The sequence below is a fragment of the Nonomuraea sp. NPDC050783 genome (assembly GCF_040802095.1).
In the GTDB taxonomy this organism is placed as follows: Bacteria; Actinomycetota; Actinomycetes; order Streptosporangiales; family Streptosporangiaceae; genus Nonomuraea.
Genome location: NZ_JBFAHK010000011.1, coordinates 74,373 through 91,781 on the forward strand (window position 1 = coordinate 74,373; position 17,409 = coordinate 91,781).

Genomic DNA, 17,409 nt, shown 5'->3' on the forward strand with positions numbered 1-17,409 from the left:
CGAAAGCGGAGGGGTGGAGATGGCGGAGTCGCCGGCGGACCTGCTGACGGGGGACTTCTACGCGTTCGAGGAGCTGCTTCCCGACGAGGAGCGGAAGATCCTGCTGCGGGTGCGGGAGTTCCTGCGCGAGAAGGTCGTGCCCATCGCCAACGACTACTGGGCCCGCGCGGAGTTCCCCACCCATCTGGTGCAGGGGTACGCCGACCTGGGCATCGCCGGGCTGGCCTACGACGAGGTGCCGGGGCCGAAGCCGAGCAGCCTGCTCAGCGGCTTCCTGGCGATGGAGATGGCGCACGCCGACCCGTCGATGGCGACCTTCTTCGGCGTGCACACCGGCCTGGCGATGGGCAGCATCGCGGCCTGCGGCTCGGCCGACCAGCGCGAGCGCTGGCTGCCCGCGATGAGCAGGATGGAGAAGATCGGCGCGTTCGCGCTGACCGAGCCGGACGGCGGCTCCGACGTCTCCGGCGGGATGCGCACCACGGCCCGGCGCGAGGGCGACACGTGGGTGCTGGACGGCGCCAAGCGCTGGATCGGCAACGCCACCTTCGCCGACCTCGTCGTGGTCTGGGCCCGTGACGCCGACGACAAGCACGTCAAGGGCTTCGTGGTGGAGAAGGGCACGCCCGGCTTCACCGCCACCAAGATCGAGAACAAGATGGCGCTGCGGTCGGTCCAGAACGCCGACATCACGCTGGACGGCTGCCGCGTGCCCGAGGCGAACCGGCTGCAGAACGCCCGTTCCTTCCGCGACACGGCCGGGATCCTGCGCCGCACCCGCAGCGGCGTGGCCTGGCAGGCGGTCGGCGTGATGCTGGCCGCCTACGAGATCGCCCTGGCCTACTCCAAGGAGCGCGAGCAGTTCGGCCGGCCCATCGGCAAGTTCCAGCTCGTCCAGGACCTGCTGGTGCGGATGCTGGGCAACGCCACGGCCTCGCTGGGCATGGTGGTGCGGCTGGCCCAGCTCCAGGACGCCGGCACCTACCGCGACGAGCACTCGGCGCTGGCCAAGGCGTACTGCACCACGCGCATGCGCGAGGTCGTCGGGTGGGCGCGCGAGCTGCTGGCCGGCAACGGCATCGTGCTCGACTACGACATCGGCCGCTTCGTGGCCGACGCCGAGGCCCTGTACTCCTACGAGGGCACGCGCGAGATCAACACGCTCATCGTGGGCCGCGCGGTCACCGGGCTCAGCGCCTTCGTGTGACCCGCCGGCGCGGACGGGCGGCCCCCGGGAGGACGGCCGCCCTCGGGGGCCGTCAGCACCAGGACGGCCGCCGACAGGAGGGTCAGCGCGACCACGGCGAGCAGGATGCAGACGAACTGCCGGGTACTCACGTGGCAGGCGAAGCGCTGCGGCCCCTGCCGGCTCAGCGCCTCGATGCGGCGGGTGAAGCGGGGATCGCGGCAGCGCAGGTCGCGCTCGATCTGGGCGAGCAGGCGCCGCTCGCGATCGGAGAGGCTCACCGCCCGCTTTCCGTGCCACTCCCGGGGCCGAGCCTGCCTTCGGGGCCGTCCTCGATCCCGGGGCCGTCCTCGATCTCGGGGCCGTCCTCGATCCCGGGGCCCGCCTGCTCGTCGTCGTCGCGGTGCCGGACGGTGTGCGGGTAGTGCAGGTCGAAGGCGGGCCGCTCGGAGCGGATCATCGGCATGCTGGTGAAGTTGTGCCGGGGCGGCGGGCAGGAGGTGGCCCACTCCAGCGAGTTGGCGTAGCCCCACGGGTCGTCCTGGGTGACGCGGGGCGAGTGCCGGGCGGTCCACCAGACGTTGTAGAGGAACGGCAGCGTGGACAGGCCCAGGATGAACGCCCCGATCGAGGAGATCAGGTGCAGGTCGCTGAAGCCGTCGGCCGAGCTGTAGTCGGCGTAGCGGCGCGGCATCCCGGCCACGCCGAGCCAGTGCTGCACCAGGAACGTGGTGTGGAAGCCGATGAACAGCAGCCAGAAGTGCCACTTGCCGATGTGGTCGTTGAGCATCCTGCCGGTCATCTTCGGCCACCAGAAGTAGAACCCGGCGAACATCGCGAACACCACGGTCCCGAACACCACGTAGTGGAAGTGCGCCACCACGAAGTAGGAGTCGTGCAGGTGGAAGTCCAGCGGCGGCGAGCCGAGGATCACCCCGGTCAGCCCGCCCAGCAGGAACGTGATGAGGAACCCGACGGCGAACAACATCGGCGTCTCGAAGCTCAGATGGCCCCGCCACATCGTGCCGATCCAGTTGAAGAACTTCACCCCGGTCGGCACCGCGATGAGGAACGTCATGAACGAGAAGAACGGCAGCAGCACCTGCCCGGTGGCGAACATGTGGTGCGCCCACACCGCCATCGACAGCCCGGCGATCGCGATCGTGGCCCCGATCAGGCCGACGTAGCCGAAGATCGGCTTACGGCTGAAGACCGGGATGACCTCGGTGATGATGCCGAAGAACGGCAGCGCGATGATGTAGACCTCGGGATGGCCGAAGAACCAGAACAGGTGCTGGTACAACATCGGGCCGCCGTTGGCCGCGTCGTAGATGTGGGTGCCGAGCTTGCGGTCGGCCTCCAGCGCCATCAGCGCCCCGGTCAGCACCGGGAACGCCATCAGCACGAGCATGCTGGTCAGCAGCGTGTTCCAGGTGAAGATCGCCATGCGGAACATGCTCAGGCCCGGCGCGCGCATGCAGATGATGGTGGTGAAGAAGTTCACCGAGCCGAGGATCGTGCCCAGGCCGGACATCGCCAGGCCCATCACCCACAGGTCGCCGCCGATGCCCTGGCTGAAGGTGGCGTGCGACAGCGGCGTGTACGCCGTCCAGCCGAAGTCGGGCGAGCCGAAGTTGGTGAAGATCGCGCTGCACACCATGAGGCCGCCGAACAGGAACAGCCAGTAGCTGACCGCGTTGAGCCGCGGGAAGGCCACGTCGGGCGAGCCGATCTGCAACGGCATGATGACGTTGGCGAACCCGGCGAACAGCGGGGTGGCGAACAGCAGCATCATGATCGTGCCGTGCAGGGTGAAGAGCTGGTTGTAGGCCTGCTGGCTGACGACCTCCATGCCGGGCTGGGCCAGCTCCGCGCGGATGATCAGCGCCATGATCCCGGCCAGGGCGAAGAACAGGAACGCGGTGATCAGGTACAGGTACCCGATCACCTTGTGGTCGGTGGAGGTCAGCCACGACACGATCACCGCGCCCCGGCGGTGATGGCGCGCCGGGGCCAGGGGTGAGGTCAGCGGCTCCTCGCCGGACTTGAACGTCGTCATACCTGCTCTCCGTCATGCGCGCCACGGGTCGAGCATCCGGTACCCGGGCCCCTGACGGGGAACCGCCTGGTTACCGGGCCTGGCCGGAGTCCTTACGACCGGTTGAGGAGTACTCGACCGTTTGCAGGTGATGGGAAAGCCAATCCACCACTTTGGCCACGAAGCTGATCCGGTTGGCGACCCGGCGGATCTCGTGCCCCTCGTCGTCGAAGATCAGGGCCTCGCAGGGCAGGCCGAGCGCGCGGGCGGCGGCGAGGACCTGCTCGGCCTCGTACAGGGGGACGTTGGTGTCCGCGGCCCCGTGCACGACCAGGAGCGGGGCGGCCAGCCGGGACAGCGAGCGCAGCGGCGACAGGGCGCGCAGCAGGTCGCGGTCGCGGTCCGGGTGGCCGTACTCGCTGACGGCCGCCTCGGCGACCCACGGCTCGGTACGGGCGTAGAAGGTCTCGAAGTCGGCGATGCCCGCCACGTCCACGCCCGCGCGGAACAGGCCGGGATGGGTGACCAGGGCGGCCAGGGTGAGGTAGCCGCCGTACGACCAGCCCGTGCAGGCCAGCCGGCCGGGGTCGGCCAGGCCCCGGCGGACCAGCTCGGCGGCGCAGTCGGCGACGTCCTCGACGGCGCGGAAGCGCAGCGGGCCGTCGTCGGCCTGGCGGAAGGCGCGGCCGTGGCCGCCGGAGCCGCGCACGTTCGGGGCGAACACCCCGATCCCGGCCGCCAGCAGGTTCTGGAACAGCGGGTTGAAGGTCGGGCGCTCCTCGTCCTCCGGGCCGCCGTGCAGGTAGAGCGCGTACGGAGCGGGGCCGGTGACGCGCGGCGGCCGGTAGAGCCAGCCGGTCAGCTCCAGCCCGTCGCTGGCGCGGAAGCGCAGGTGCTCGGCCCCCGCCAGCGGCAGCGGGGCGGCGCCCGCGACGCGCCGGTAGCGGCCCGCGTCCAGATCGCACACCAGCACGTGCGAGGGCTCCTCCGGGCTCTCGGCCGCCAGGGCGGCCAGCGTGCCGTGCCAGGCGATGCGGGCCGAGGTGACCACGTCGGCGGGCGGGGGCGGCAGCGGGCGCAGCTCGCCGCCCTCCAGGTCGAGGACGTCCAGCTCGGAGCGGCCGTGCCGGTTCCACACCAGCAGCGCGCGGCGGCCGTCCGCGCTGAGCGCGAACAGGTCCAGCTCGGCGTCCGGCCGCTCGGCCAGCACCACGGCCTCGGCGCCGTGGCGCACCGCCAGCAGCGCGGCGCGGTCGCGGCCGGCGTCGGACACCAGGTAGGCCGTGCCGCCGTCCGGCGACAGGGCGCCGAGGTCGGTGCTGCCGGGCAGGCCGGGCAGCAGCCGCCGCTCCTCGCCGTGCGCCAGGTCCGCCACGTACATCGCGCGGGCGCCGCGCGGGCCGCGCCGCAGCAACATCCGGGCGTGGTCGCGGCTGACCGCGGCCGGCCGCAGCAGGTGGCCGGCGGCGATCGGCCGGCGCGCGCCGGTGACGGCGTCCACCAGCACGGCGGTGGTCAGGCCGTCGGCCGCGGTCTCGGCGGCCAGCAACGTCTCGCCGCGCCCCGTCCAGCGCACCATCGAGGCGCTGCCGCCGGGCGGGGCGGCGAGCGCGCGCAGGTCGCCGCCGTGCGCCTGGACGGCCCACACCTGCGTGTGCTCCCCGCCGCCGGGCGCCACCAGCACGGCCAGGTGCCCGCCCGTGGGCGCCCAGCTCACGTCCACGACGGGCTGCGGCCCGGTGTCCACCGGCCAGGGCTCGGCGTCGCCGTCCAGCGGCTGGATCCAGACGCGGGGCAGGCCGTCCCGGTCGCTGACGTAGGCCACGGCGCTGTCGTCCGGGGCGAGGGCGGGGGCCAGGCAGTTCTCGACGGTCAGGCTCGCGGGCGCGGGAACGCGCGCGAGCCCGTCCAGGGGCGGCGTCATACGCCGCGTCATACCCCGTGGGCCTGCATCCACAGTTCGAGCAGGCCGAGCTGCCAGAGGGTGTTCACGCCGGTCGTGGTGCGGTCGGCCTCGGGGTCGGCGAGCAGCCGGTCCACGTACTCGGGGCGGAACAGGCCGCGCTCGCGCGCCGCCCGGCCGGTCAGCGCGTCGCGCACCAGCTCCAGGAGGGGCCCGTCCACGTGCCGGACGGCGGGCACCGGGAAGTAGCCCTTGGGCCGGTCGATGATCTCGGCGGGCAGCAGGCGGCGGGCGGCGTCCTTGAGCACGCCCTTGCCGCCGTGCGCCAGCTTGAGCTCGGCGGGGCAGGCCGCGGCCAGCTCGACCAGCTCGTGGTCGAGGAACGGGGTACGGGCCTCCAGGCCGTGCGCCATCGTCATGTTGTCCACCCGTTTGACCGGGTCGTCCACCAGCATGGCGGTGGTCTCCAGGCGCAGCACGGCGTCCAGCGCGGTGTCGGCGCCCGGCCGGGCCAGGTGGTCGCGGACGAAGGCGCCGCTGGCGTCGTGGTCCAGCAGGTACTCCGGCGCGACGAGGCCGGCCAGCGCCGCGTGCGGGCGGTCGAAGAACTCGCGGGCGTAGACCTCGGCGGCCCGCTCGCGCGGCACGTCCGCGAGCGGCGGGAACCAGCTGTAGCCGGCGAACACCTCGTCGGCGCCCTGCCCGGACTGCACTACCTTGACGTGCTGGGCGACCTCCTGCGAGAGCAGGTGGAAGGCCACGCAGTCGTGGCTGACCATCGGCTCGCTCATCGCCCTGATCGCCTGCTCCAGCCCCTCGGCCAGCCGGGCGTCGGGGATGCGGATGCGGTGGTGGTCGGTGCCGAAGCGCCGGGCCACCAGGTCGGAGTAGGCGAACTCGTCGCCCTTCTCGCCGCCGGCCGGCTCGAAGCCGATGCTGAACGTGGCCAGCCCCTCCTGCCCCTCCTCGGCCAGCAGCGCCACGATGAGGCTGGAGTCCAGGCCGCCGGACAGCAGCACGCCCACCGGCACGTCGGCCACCATGCGGCGGCGCACCGCCGTGCGCAGGGCGTCCATGACGGCCTGGCGCCACTCGCCGGCGCTCAGGCCGGCGTGCTCGGGCAGCGCGCCCCGGGTGTAGGACGGGTCCCAGTACCGGTGCTCCTTGCTGGTGCCGTCCCGGTCGATCACCCGGACGGTGGCGGCGGGCAGCTTGCGGATCCCGGCCAGGATCGTACGCTCGCCCGGCACCAGCGAGTGGAAGGTCATGTAGTGGTGCAGGGCCACCGGATCGACGGAGGTGTCCACGTCGCCGGCGGCCAGCAGGGCGGGCAGCGAGGAGGCGAAGCGCAGCCGGCGGCCGTCCTCGGCCAGGTACATCGGCTTGATGCCGAGCCGGTCGCGGCCCAGGACCAGCCGGCCGGTGTCGCGCTCGGCGACGGCGAAGGCGAACATGCCCTTGAAGTGCTCGACGCAGGCCACGCCCCACCGGTGGTACGCCTTCAGCAGCACCTCGGTGTCGGAGGTGGAGTAGAAGTCGTAGCCCTCCCGGCGCAGCTCCTCGCGCAGCTCGCCGTAGTTGTACAGGCAGCCGTTGAACACGACCGCGAGCCCCAGCTCGCCGTCCACCATCGGCTGGGCCGCCTTCTCCGACAGATCGATGATCTTGAGACGGCGGTGGCCCAGGGCGATCGGGCCCTGGGACCACAGTCCCGAGCCGTCCGGCCCGCGATCGTGCATCGCCTCCGTCATCCGGTCCACAGCGGCGATGTCCGCCTCTTCACCGTCGAAGCGGATCTCCCCGCTCAGCCCGCACATGCGTACGTCCTCCTCCTCGTCACGCGACCGGCAGGTCACGGTCCCACGCGCGGTCGCGCGTCTCGGTCAGCAACAGGTCCACCACGTCCTCCAGGCGGCCGCGCCGGGCGTGGGCCGCCCGCTGCCGCGCCGCCGAGCTGCCGCGGGCCAGCGCCCGCCGCGCCAGCGCCTCGACCAGCTCCTCGTCGCCCGCCCGCGCGAGCTGGGGGCGCACCCGGTCGAGCAGGCGGGTGACCACCTCCGCCGCCGGGAGCGGCACGCCCTCCACCGGGTCCACCAGCTCGGCCTCCAGCCCGAAGCGGGCCGCCTGCCAGGTGGCCCCGCGCACCGTCTCCAGGTGCACCTCGGGCTCGCGGCCGGGGTGCCGCTCCAGCTCGTCCAGCTCCCTGGCGACCAGCGCCCGGAAGAGCCCGGCGATGAGCACGACGTCCGTCACGCGCGAGCAGGAGTCGCAGATGCGCATCTCGACCGTCGGGACGTGTTGCGACGGCCGGATGTCGAAGTAGATCATCCCGGGGTCGCCGATGACCCCGGAGCGGATCAGCTCCTTGACCATGTGCTGGTAATCGGCCGCCGAGTCGAAGCGCGGCATCGGGCCGGCGGTGGGCCAGCGCTGCCAGATCATGGTCCGGTAGCTGGCGTAGCCGGTGTCGGAGCCGTCCCAGAAGGGGGAGCTGGCGCTGAGGGCCAGCAGCGTCGGCAGCCACGGCGCGAGCCGGTGGGCGACCGCCACGGCGAGGTCCTGGTCGCGGACCTCGGCGTGCACGTGCATGCCGCAGATGAGCTGCTCGCGGGTGAGCACCTGGTAGTCGGTGAGCATGCGCTCGTAACGGGCGTCGGGGTAGATCTTGAGCTGGTCCATGTCCACGAGCTGGGCGCTGCCCGCGGCCAGGATGCCGAGGCCGAGCGCGTCGGCCTCGCCGATCAGCCTGGCGCGCATCTCGCACAGGTCGCGGGCCAGGTCCTCCAGCCGGTGGAAGGGCAGGCTGTTGGTCTCCACCATCGAGCGTTGCAACTCGTGGGTGAAGCGGGCGGCCGGCAGCGAGGCCAGCAGCAGCCCCGAGCGGGCGGCCACGTGCCGCGTACGCAGATCCACCACGTGGAACTCTTCCTCCACTCCGACGCGGATCGGTCCTTCCGGCTCCGGCACCGCCACCACCCCCGACATATAGCGCTAAAAGCGACTACTCCCCCAAAAGCGGCAGGTTTAGCATCGCCCTTTATGGCCTAGACTCCGACGAATGTCCCTGCCCCCTGCCCGGCTCGCCTGGTTGGATGCCCTGCGGGGGCCGGCGGCCCTGGCCGTCACCGCCCATCACGCCGGCTGGACCTACGTTCCCGCCCTCTACACCGCCGTGGACGCGCGCATCGACCTGGGCACGTGGGGCGTGTTCGTGTTCTTCCTGGTCAGCGGCTACATCATCCCCGCCTCGCTGGAGCGCCGCGGCGACCTGCGCGCCTTCTGGACCGGCCGGGCCTTCCGCCTCCTGCCGCTCCTGCTGACCGCCTTCTGCGCGGTGCTGCTGCTGGCCGCCGCCGGAGCCCTCGCGCTGCCCGCCGGGCTCGGCTCGCGCCCGCTCCCCCTGGTCGCGCTCGGGAACGTGACGATGCTCCAGGAGCTGCTCAACCTGCCCGCCGTCGTCAACGTCACCTGGACGCTGTCGTACGAGATGGCCTTCTACCTGATCAGCGTGGCCCTGTACGCGCTGGGCCAGGCCCGCAGGTCCGCGGGGATCTCCCTGTCCCTGGCGGTGCTCGCCGTGCCCCTGGGCCTGCTCTTACCGCGTGCCGCCATCGGCCGCCACGACCTGCTCGCCGCGCTGCTCGGCCTGGCCGTGGTCGCCGCCGTCGCGGTGACCGCCCTGGCGGGCGGCCGGGCCAGGACGGCGGCCGCCGCCGCGGGCGGCCTGCTCGGCCTCGCGCTGGTGGTCCTCGGCAGCCGGGGCGGCACCTGGCAGGGCGTGATCGTCCTGGCGGCCATGTTCGCGGGCACCGCCGTGTACCGGGCCGAGCGCGGCGAGATCCGGTGGCGGGCGGCCGCGCTCGCCGTGGCGGCCGTGCTGTGCTGCGGCGCCCCCGCCAAGGACGACCCCGGCTGGGCGCCGGCACTGGTGCTGGCCTTCGCCGGGTTCGGGCTGGCGTTCGCGCTGCGCGGGCGGGCGTTCCCGCGCTGGCTGACCTGGCTCGGCGTGGTCAGCTTCTCGCTCTACCTGCTGCACCCGATCCTGCTGCACCTGGTGCCCGGCCTCGGGCTCTACTATCTCGTGCTGATCCCGCTCAGCGGGCTGGCGTACCGCGTGGTCGAGGCGCCCGCCCAGCGCCTGGGCCGGCGGCTGCGTACTCCCGAGAACGCCTAGATTGTCCCCATGCCGCTCACCCTCCGCGACCTCAACCGCGCCACGCTGGCCCGGCAGCTCCTGCTGCGCCGCGAGCCCCTGGACGTGGCCGGCGCGGTCCGCCGCCTGGTCGCGCTCCAGGCGCAGGAGCCCGCCTCGCCCTACCTCGCGCTCTGGAACCGGCTGGCCGGCTTCGACCCCGCCGGCCTGGACGCCGCGTTCGCCGCCGGGTCGCTGGTGAAGGCCACGCTCATGCGCATCACCCTGCACGTGGTGCACGCCGGCGACCACCCGGCGATGCGCCTGGCCATGCGGCGGACGCTGCGGGCCTCGCGGCTCGGCGACAAGCGCTTCGCCGCGACCGGGCTCACCCCCGCCGAGGCCGACGCGATGGTGCCGGAGCTGCTGGCCTTCGCCGACCGGCCCAGGACGGCGGCCGAGCTGGAGGCGTGGATCGCCGAGCGGGCGCCGCTGTCGCCCAAGGACGTGCTGCGGACGATGCGCTCGATCGCGCCGCTGCGGCACGCGCCGACCGGCGGCCCGTGGTCCTTCGGCCCGCGCCCGGCCTACCTGGCCGCCCCCGACACCGCACCTCCGGCCACCGCCGACGCGCCCCCGGCCGCCTCCGGCTCCGCACCTCCGGCCGGGGACGCCGACGCCTGCCTGCGGGCGCTCGTCCTGCGCTACCTGGCGGCGTTCGGGCCCGCGTCGGTGCTGGACGTGGCCCAGTTCGCCATGGTCTACCGGCCGCAGGCACGCGCGGCCTTCCAGGCGCTCTCCGGCGAGCTGGAGCGCCTGGAGGGGCCGGACGGCGCGGAGCTGTTCGACCTCCCCGGAGCACCCCGCCCCGACCCGGACACGCCCGCCCCGCCCCGCCTCATGGCCATGTGGGACAACGTGCTGCTGGCCTACGCCGACCGCGCCCGCGTCATCCCGCCCGCCTACCGCAGGCTCGTCATCCGCGCCAACGGCGACGTCCTGCCGACGCTCCTGGTGGACGGCCACGTGGCCGGGGTGTGGCGGCCGGCGGAGGGCGGCATCGAGGCCACTGCCTTCCACCGCCTGCCCGAGGAGGCGTGGCACGGGCTCGCCGTCGAGGCCAAGGAGTTGCTGGCGCTGCTGGCCGGCCGCGAGCCGCGCGTCTACGGCCGCTACGCGAGGTGGTGGGGCGACCTGCCGGCGGCCGAGGTCAGGACGCTGCCCGGCTGATCGCGTTTGACCCGCGCGCGGCGGGGCACCGGACGATCTCTGGGAGGGGACGGATGGCACGCAGGCTGCTGGCGCTGGGCAACCCGGCCGCGGGCGGGGACGACGAGCGCACCCGGCAGGCGGTGCTCGACGTGCTCGCCGGCGGGGCGGACGTGGTGTCCCGCACCATGGAAGGGCCGCAGGACCTGGAACGGGCGCTGGCCGAGCACCCCGGCCACGACCCCGTGGTGCTCGGCGGCGACGGCACGCTGCACCGGGTGGTGGCGGCGCTGCTGGCCCGCGGCGAGCTGGAGCACCGGCCGGTCGGCCTGATCCCGATGGGCACCGGCAACGACCTGGCCCGCACGCTCGGCATCCCGCTGGAGCCCGCCGAGGCCGCCAGGATCGTGCTGCGCGGCACGGCCCGGCCGCTGGACCTGCTCGTCGCGGACGGCGACGGGGACGGGGACGGCCGCGACGGCGACGGGGACGACGGGGATGACGGCGAGGACGGGATCGTGCTCAACGCCGTCCACGTCGGCGTGGGCGCGGTGGCCTCCCAGCAGGCGACCCCGCTCAAGCCGTTCCTGCGCCGCGCCGCCTACGCGGCCGGCGCGCTGATCGCCGGGGTACGCAGCAAGGGCTGGCGGCTGCGGGTGCGGGTGGACGGCGAGCAGGTCGCCGACGGCCGCCGGCGCGTCCTCATGGTGGGCGTCGGCAACGGCGTCTCGATCGGCGGCGGCACCCCCCTGGCGCCCGGCGCGCGGCCGGACGACGGCCTGGCCGACGTCGTCGTCTCCTACGCCGTCTCCCCCTGGGCGCGGCTGGCGTACGGGGTGCTGCTGCGGCTCGGCCGGCACCCCGAGCGGCACGACGTGGCGACGTTCCGGGGCCGCGCGATCGTGGTCGAGGGCGAGCCGGTGCCCGCCAACGCCGACGGCGAGCTGCGCCCGCCCGCGCCCCGCCGCGCCTGGACCCTGCGCCCGGCCGCCTGGAGCGTCATCGCGCCGCCGCCGGAGTGAGGCTCAGACCTCGCGCAGGTCGCGGCGCTGCTCGGCGTACCGGATGGTCTCCACGGCCACCAGCGCGGCGAGCACGAGCGTCAGCAACGCCAGCGCGGCCAGCGGCGGCACCATGATCGCCACCGGCAGCGCGGCCAGCAGCACCCCCACGGCGACCAGCCGGGGCAGGCTGAGCACCGCGTGCATGCGGGCCCCGAACAGCACGTGCCCGCCCAGGTACAGGGCCGCCCCGCCGAACAGCGCCGGCGCGTAGAACCCGCCGAGCGCCGCCCCCTGCTCCGCGCGGGCCAGCACGCCCTCGACGCCGAGCGCGGTGACGACGATGCCGGCGACGATCGGGAAGTGCCCGTAGGTGTAGGCGTCCACGACCATCTTGGCGCGGATCGCGCCGAGCGTACGGACCAGCCGGTGCTCGGCCGCGAGCGCGACCACGTCGAAGTACAGCCACCACAGGCACAGGGCCACCACGACGCCGAGGACGGCGGCGGCCAGCGGCGCGGCCCCGACAGCGCTCCCGACGGCGCTCCCGGCGGCGCCCACGCCGATGGCCGCCACCGACTCCCCGATGGCCAGCAGCACGAACAGGCCGTGCCGCTCGCTCCAGTGCGCGGCGCTGTGCACCCGCCAGTCGCCGTCGCGCGCGGCCAGGTACGTGCCCGCCCAGTCCACGGCCAGCGCCCCGGCGAACAGCAGCGTCTGCGTCCAGCCGCCGAACAGCGCCCCGGCCACCAGCAGCGGCACGCCGGCCAGCAGGGACGCCCACGAGAGCGTGAGCCGGCGGCGCGGCCCCGCGGCGCCCCCGGCCGCCACGCTGTGGACGGTGAGGTGCACGGCCCGCACGAACAGGTACGCGCACACCAGCACGAGCGGCCCGTGCAGCCCGCCGGGCGCGTCGTGCCAGGCTTCCGGGACGGCCAGCGCGACGACGAACACCCCGACGGTTGCCACCGCCATCCCGCCCCGCACCACGCCCTCGTCGGCGCGTGCCTGGTTGCCGAGCCAGGTGTAGGCCTCCCACGTCCACCACAGCAGCGCGAGCAGCAGCAACCCCTGAAGCAGGCCCTGGAAGTCGTGCTCGTGCGCCATGAGGGCGGTGACCCGGGTCGCCGCGAAGACGAAGACCAGGTCGAAGAAGAGCTCGAAGGTCGTCGCCCGGTGGTTCTCCCCCGTGGGGCGCGCCCCGCTCAGTAACCGCGGCCGGCGCCGCGGGCCCTCCTGGTCCGTCATGGCTGGACCCCCCTTCCCCCAGATCGCATGCCGACGGAAGGTTATAGGCGCATATAGCGGGACGTCCTAGGCATTGGCGGTTTTCACGCGTTTCGTTGCCGTCAGACGGTCTTGATGGCGCCGCCGTCGATGACGTAGTCGGCGCCGCTGACGCTGGCGGCGTGCGGCGAGGCCAGCCAGGTCACCAGGGCGGCGACCTCGTCCGGCTCGACGAGCCTGCCGGTGGTCATGCCGGTGCTCGCCGGGAGGCCGGCCAGGAGCTGCCGGTGCTCCAGGCCGAGGGCGGCGGCCAGGGCGGCTCCGTACCCGTCGGGGGACTCCCACAGGGAGGTGCGGACGGCACCGGGCGAGATCGTGTTGACCCGCACCCCCTGCGGGCCGAACTCCTCGGCCAGGGCCTTGCCGAACGCGGTCAGCGCCGCCTTGGCCGTCGTGTACGTCATGGGCCCGGCGTGCGGCAGGCGGGCCCCGTTGGAGGAGATGGTGACCACGGCGCCGCGCCGGCGCAGCAGGCCGGGCATGGCGGCCCTGGTGGCGCGGACGGCGCTGAGGAAGTTCAGCTCGTAGTCGCTCAGCCACTGCTCGTCGGCGAGGCCGAGCAGGCCGCCGAGCCGGTCCGCGCCGCCGTCGCCGCCGCCCACGTTGTTGACCAGCAGGTCCAGCTCACCCAGCTCCTCCTGCGCCCGCCGGATCAGGGTGGCGGGGCCGTCGGGGGTGGACAGGTCGGCCGTCAGCGCGATCGCGCCGGTCTCCTTCAGCTCGGGCGAGATCGTCCGGGCGGCGGCCACCACCCGCATGCCCTCGGCGGCCAGCGCCCGGACGATCGCCAGCCCCAGGCCCCTGCTCGCCCCGGTCACCACGGCGGCCTTGCCCGCGAGTTCCATGTCCATGATCAGTCGGTCCTTCCGAAAATGCTTCCCTCAAGACGCTCAAACCATACGACTTGCAACACTGAAGATGCAACTAATGAACGAGCGGCGTCGATGCCGTACTCTGGACCGATGAACGAGACGACGCCGACCCGGACGCGGGCGCTGAGGTCCGACGCCGAACGCACGGTCCGCACGATCCTGGAGGCGGCCGAACGCGTGCTCAGCCAGAACCCGGCGGCCAGCATGGAGCAGATCGCCGAGGCCGCCGGGGTGGCGCGCACGACCGTGCACCGCCGCTTCGCCTCCCGCGACGCGCTGGTGGCCGCGATGGCGTCGTGGGCCACCCGCCGCTTCGCCGAGGCGGTCGACTCCGCCCACCCCGAGACCACGCCGCCGCTCGTCGCGCTCTACCAGGTCACCGCCAACGTGCTGCGCGTCAAGATCGACTGGGGGTTCGCCATGAGCCGGGCGATGACCGCCGACCGCGACGCGGCCCGGGTGCACGCCGACATCGGGGAGCGCTGCGTGCGGCTGTTCGCCAGGGCCAAGGAGGCCGGCGTGCTGCGTGCCGACGTCGATCCCCTCTGGGCCCAGCGGGTCTACTACGCGCTGATCCACGAGACGGCGCAGTCGCGCGACGGCGACGCCGACGTCCTGGCCGCCCGCCTGGTCGACACCCTGCTCCGCGGCGTGGGCACCGGCCAGACCCTGACCTGACCCCGGGCCGCCGATCGGGCCGGTCACTCCCGCCCGCGCACGCTCCTCGTCCCCATCGGCACCCTGCGAATCAATGGCCCGAAATACCACAAGCCGCCGGCGATCGTCCGGACCGCTCGTCAACCGGCCCTCCCCCGGTCCGCGGAAGCCCCGCGCCACCCCCTCCGGCCTGCGCGAACCCCTCGATCGGCACTGATCGAAAAAGCCCCGCCCTGGCATTCACGAAGATTCTGGTCACAAACATTTCCCGAAATAACCGGTCTATCGCATTGCGATTAACTGGAATTGTTGGAACATATGGTCAGAGTCATCGAGTGAGGTCCAAAGATCGTCCACCGCGAACGGGTGGCGGCGAGGGAAAGGGGCAACGCTCATGCACCAAAGGGCTGTCCGTAACCTGGCCAAGCTCGAAACGACACAAGCGAGAATGACGCGCATCTTCGACGCGGCCGCCGGCGGGAAGAACAACTTCCAGGCGGACAAGGAGATGGTCCGCCATTTCGATCAGGCCGCCCCCGTCCTCACCACCGCAGCCCGCGCCGTCCTGCAGTTCCTGACCCGCGTCGTCCGCCACCTGGCCGCCACCGAGGGCGTCGACCAGTTCATGATCATCGGTAGCGGCGTGCCCAGCGGCCTGCCGCCCGGCCGCCGCCTGCACGACGTGGCCCGCCAGGCCGCCCCCGGCCCCGCCGTCCGCGTCGTGTACGTCGAGAGCAACCCCATGGTCGTCACCATGGCCCAGGCCACCATCGAGCCCTTCTCCGACCTGGTGCGTGTGCTGGACGGCGACATCCGCGAGATCGACGACCTGCTCGGCGACCACGTCGTCCAGACGTTCCTGGACTGGGAGCGGCCCATCGCCGTCCTGCTGCTGTCCTCGCAGAGCCTGGACGACGAGGAGTACGCCCACTACGTCATCAAGCGCCTGCGCCACACGGCCCCGGCCGGCAGCTTCCTCGCCCTGGTGCACACCACGTTCGACGCCGTCCCCCCGGAGCTGCTCCCCGCCGTCCGCGACGTCCTCGCCATGACCCTCCCCCACCTCGCCATCCGGACGAAGGAGGAGGTCGAAGCCCTGCTGGACGGCCTGGACCTCATGCCCCCCGGCCTCGTCTGGGTCCCGCAGTGGCACCCCGCCCTCCCGGACGACGACACCCCGGCCTGCGCCGACCAGCCCTCCTCCTCCGGCAACTACGGCGCCGTGGCCCACATCCCGTGACCGCTGCACGTGCAGACACCGTCAGCGGTGATCGGTGACGGTCCGTACGGATCGGGTCTCGGCCTGTTCCCTCCAGGCCGGATTTTCCGCCGCGACGGACCCCCGAAATGGGGAAATGCCACTCTTTCGCGAAAAAGCATCTTTGCACGTGCATCTGCACCTGCATCACGGCCCAGGAACCGCAATAATGCGGAGCATCGGCGTACCGGCGTCGGAGAACGGCCCTGATGACAGGCGAGGAAAAGATGAACGTTGGGCTGCGCATCGCGCTCTGGTTAGCCGTCGACATGCTCTTCTCGCTGGTGATAGCACTCGTCGCGCTCATCGTGGCGCGGGAGAACGGCCTGCCGATGGCAGGGGCGCTGGGGTGGGGCGGAGGCGCCTTCATCGCCATCGCCGGCCTCGTGACCACGATCATGAGCCATACCGGAGCGTTCGACCGGGGCCACCGGACCCCGTAGGCGCGGAGTGGGCCACTGGAGATGCGGGACGGGTGCGTGCTACAAAGCGGACATCGGGCACTTCTGATGGAGGAACACGCATGAAATTGCCCCCGCGACCGGCAGACCCGCTGAGGAGAGCCCGATGACGTTCGCCGTCCCCGCCGACCCCGAGTCGGTCTTCACCTACGGCGCCCCCGCGCTGAAGTTCGGCCCCGGCGCCGCCGCCGAGATCGGCTTCGACCTCGCCCAGTACGGCGCCCGCCGCGTCCTGGTCGTCACCGACGCCCGGGTGGCCGCCACCGGCGCGCCCGACCGCGTCGCCGCGCGCCTGGCCGATCACGGCATGGAGGCGCGCGTCTACGACGGCGTGCACGTCGAGCCCACCGACGAGAGCCTGGAGGCGGCCGTCGCCCACGCCCGCGACAGCGGCCCGTGGGACGCGTTCGTGGCCGTCGGCGGCGGCTCCAGCATCGACACGGCCAAGGCCGTCAACCTGCTCACCACCAACCCCGGCGCGCTCATCGACTACGTCAACCCGCCCGTGGGCGGCGGCCGGGCCCCGTCGCAGCCGTTCAAGCCGCTGGTCGCGGTGCCGACGACCACCGGCACCGGCTCGGAGTCCACCACGATCTGCGTCCTGGACGTGCTGGAGCTGAAGGTCAAGACGGGCATCAGCCATCCGCGGCTGCGGCCGGTGCTGGCCGTCGTGGACCCGGACCTGACCATGACCCAGCCGGCGAGCGTGACGGCCGCGGCCGGCATGGACATCCTGTGCCACGCCCTGGAGAGCTACACCGCCCGCCCCTACACCTCCTTCGAGCGCAAGCGGCCGGAGGAGCGGGTGCCCTACTGCGGGGCCAACCCGGTCTCCGACATGTGGGCCGAGCAGGCGATGCGGCTGCTGGCGGGCTCGTTCCGCGCGGCGGTGCGCGACGGCGACGACGCCGGCGCGCGGGGGCGGATGGCGCTGGCGGCGACGTTCGCGGGGCTGGGCTTCGGCAACGCCGGCGTGCACATCCCGCACGCCAACGCCTACCCCATCGCCGGCCGGGTCAGGGACTTCCGCCCGGAGGGCTACCCGAAGGACGAGCCGCTGGTGCCGCACGGCATGGCGGTGGCGCTGACGGCGCCGGAGGCGTTCCGCTTCACCTTCGACGCCTGCCCGGAGCGCCACCTGCGGGCCGCCGCGATCCTGGACCCGGCCGCCGGGCAGGAGGGCGACCCGGCGGGCCGGCTGCCGGCGGTGCTGGCGGCGCTGATGCGCGAGATCGGCATCCCCAACGGCATCGGCGGCGTCGGCTACTCGCGGGCGGACGTGCCCGCCCTGGTGGAGGGGGCGATGAAGCAGCAGCGGCTGCTGGCCATCGCCCCGCGCCCGGTGGACGGGGACGACCTGGCGGCGATCCTGACCCGTTCCGTCGAGCTGTGGTGAGGGGCGGGC

General features: G+C 73.3%; 15 protein-coding genes. 8 read left to right on the forward strand and 7 right to left on the reverse strand.

What is annotated here, in order from left to right; genetic code table 11:
• Positions 1–19: 19 nt before the first annotated feature.
• Positions 20–1,207 (forward strand): acyl-CoA dehydrogenase family protein, encoded by a 1,188-nt coding sequence (locus AB0H75_RS27580; RefSeq protein ID WP_367800955.1) that lies wholly within the window; start codon positions 20–22, stop codon positions 1,205–1,207.
• Here the strand turns inward: AB0H75_RS27580 and AB0H75_RS27585 are convergent.
• From AB0H75_RS27585 to AB0H75_RS27605, 5 genes are all read right to left on the reverse strand, one after another.
• A complete protein-coding gene (locus AB0H75_RS27585) occupies positions 1,135–1,467 on the reverse strand; it encodes a DUF3040 domain-containing protein (RefSeq protein WP_367800956.1) in 333 nt (110 codons plus the stop codon). The two genes, AB0H75_RS27580 and AB0H75_RS27585, sit on opposite strands and share 73 nt — an antisense overlap.
• On the reverse strand, positions 1,464–3,245 hold the full coding sequence (gene ctaD, locus AB0H75_RS27590) for a cytochrome c oxidase subunit I (protein WP_367800958.1): 1,782 nt from the start codon (positions 3,243–3,245) through the stop codon (positions 1,464–1,466). The genes AB0H75_RS27585 and ctaD overlap by 4 nt, the downstream gene beginning before the upstream one ends.
• Positions 3,246–3,315: 70 nt before the next feature.
• A complete protein-coding gene (locus AB0H75_RS27595; protein WP_367800960.1) occupies positions 3,316–5,148 on the reverse strand; it encodes a prolyl oligopeptidase family serine peptidase in 1,833 nt (610 codons plus the stop codon).
• A gap of 8 nt (positions 5,149–5,156) precedes the next feature.
• On the reverse strand, positions 5,157–6,983 hold the full coding sequence (locus AB0H75_RS27600; protein WP_367800962.1) for an N-acetylglutaminylglutamine amidotransferase: 1,827 nt from the start codon (positions 6,981–6,983) through the stop codon (positions 5,157–5,159).
• Positions 6,964–8,061 (reverse strand): glutamate--cysteine ligase, encoded by a 1,098-nt coding sequence (locus tag AB0H75_RS27605; protein WP_367800963.1) that lies wholly within the window; start codon positions 8,059–8,061, stop codon positions 6,964–6,966. The genes AB0H75_RS27600 and AB0H75_RS27605 overlap by 20 nt, the downstream gene beginning before the upstream one ends.
• Positions 8,062–8,185: 124 nt before the next feature.
• Between AB0H75_RS27605 and AB0H75_RS27610 the strand changes: the two genes are divergently transcribed.
• Genes AB0H75_RS27610 through AB0H75_RS27620 form a run of 3 tightly spaced genes read left to right on the forward strand, consistent with a single transcriptional unit; the run spans position 8,186 to position 11,490 of the window.
• Positions 8,186–9,301 carry an acyltransferase family protein gene (locus AB0H75_RS27610; RefSeq protein ID WP_367800965.1) on the forward strand — a complete coding sequence of 372 codons (1,116 nt, stop codon included), beginning with the start codon at positions 8,186–8,188 and terminating at the stop codon, positions 9,299–9,301.
• 9 nt (positions 9,302–9,310) lie between these two features.
• Positions 9,311–10,489 carry a winged helix DNA-binding domain-containing protein gene (locus AB0H75_RS27615; RefSeq protein WP_367800967.1) on the forward strand — a complete coding sequence of 393 codons (1,179 nt, stop codon included), beginning with the start codon at positions 9,311–9,313 and terminating at the stop codon, positions 10,487–10,489.
• Positions 10,490–10,542: 53 nt separating this feature from the next.
• Positions 10,543–11,490, forward strand: coding sequence for a diacylglycerol kinase family protein (locus AB0H75_RS27620; protein WP_367800968.1), 948 nt, complete (start codon positions 10,543–10,545; stop codon positions 11,488–11,490).
• A gap of 3 nt (positions 11,491–11,493) precedes the next feature.
• Here AB0H75_RS27620 and AB0H75_RS27625 read toward each other — a convergent pair whose 3' ends face one another.
• Entirely contained in the window at positions 11,494–12,717 is a 1,224-nt protein-coding gene (locus tag AB0H75_RS27625; protein ID WP_367800970.1) for a low temperature requirement protein A, read from the reverse strand.
• A gap of 101 nt (positions 12,718–12,818) precedes the next feature.
• The gene (locus tag AB0H75_RS27630; protein ID WP_367800972.1) at positions 12,819–13,607 is read right to left on the reverse strand and encodes an SDR family oxidoreductase; all 789 of its coding nucleotides are present in this window, start codon (positions 13,605–13,607) and stop codon (positions 12,819–12,821) included.
• Between the two features lie 111 nt (positions 13,608–13,718).
• On the opposite strand from AB0H75_RS27630, the gene AB0H75_RS27635 reads away from it, so the two are divergent.
• The 4 genes from AB0H75_RS27635 (at position 13,719) to AB0H75_RS27650 (ending at position 17,400) form a co-directional block, all read left to right on the forward strand.
• Entirely contained in the window at positions 13,719–14,306 is a 588-nt protein-coding gene (locus AB0H75_RS27635; RefSeq protein WP_367800974.1) for a TetR/AcrR family transcriptional regulator, read from the forward strand.
• A gap of 373 nt (positions 14,307–14,679) precedes the next feature.
• A complete protein-coding gene (locus AB0H75_RS27640; protein ID WP_367800976.1) occupies positions 14,680–15,525 on the forward strand; it encodes an SAM-dependent methyltransferase in 846 nt (281 codons plus the stop codon).
• Positions 15,526–15,770: 245 nt separating this feature from the next.
• On the forward strand, positions 15,771–15,986 hold the full coding sequence (locus AB0H75_RS27645; protein ID WP_367800978.1) for a hypothetical protein: 216 nt from the start codon (positions 15,771–15,773) through the stop codon (positions 15,984–15,986).
• A 124-nt stretch (positions 15,987–16,110) separates the two neighbouring features.
• A complete protein-coding gene (locus AB0H75_RS27650; RefSeq protein WP_367800980.1) occupies positions 16,111–17,400 on the forward strand; it encodes a hydroxyacid-oxoacid transhydrogenase in 1,290 nt (429 codons plus the stop codon).
• The last annotated feature ends 9 nt before the right edge of the window (positions 17,401–17,409 follow it).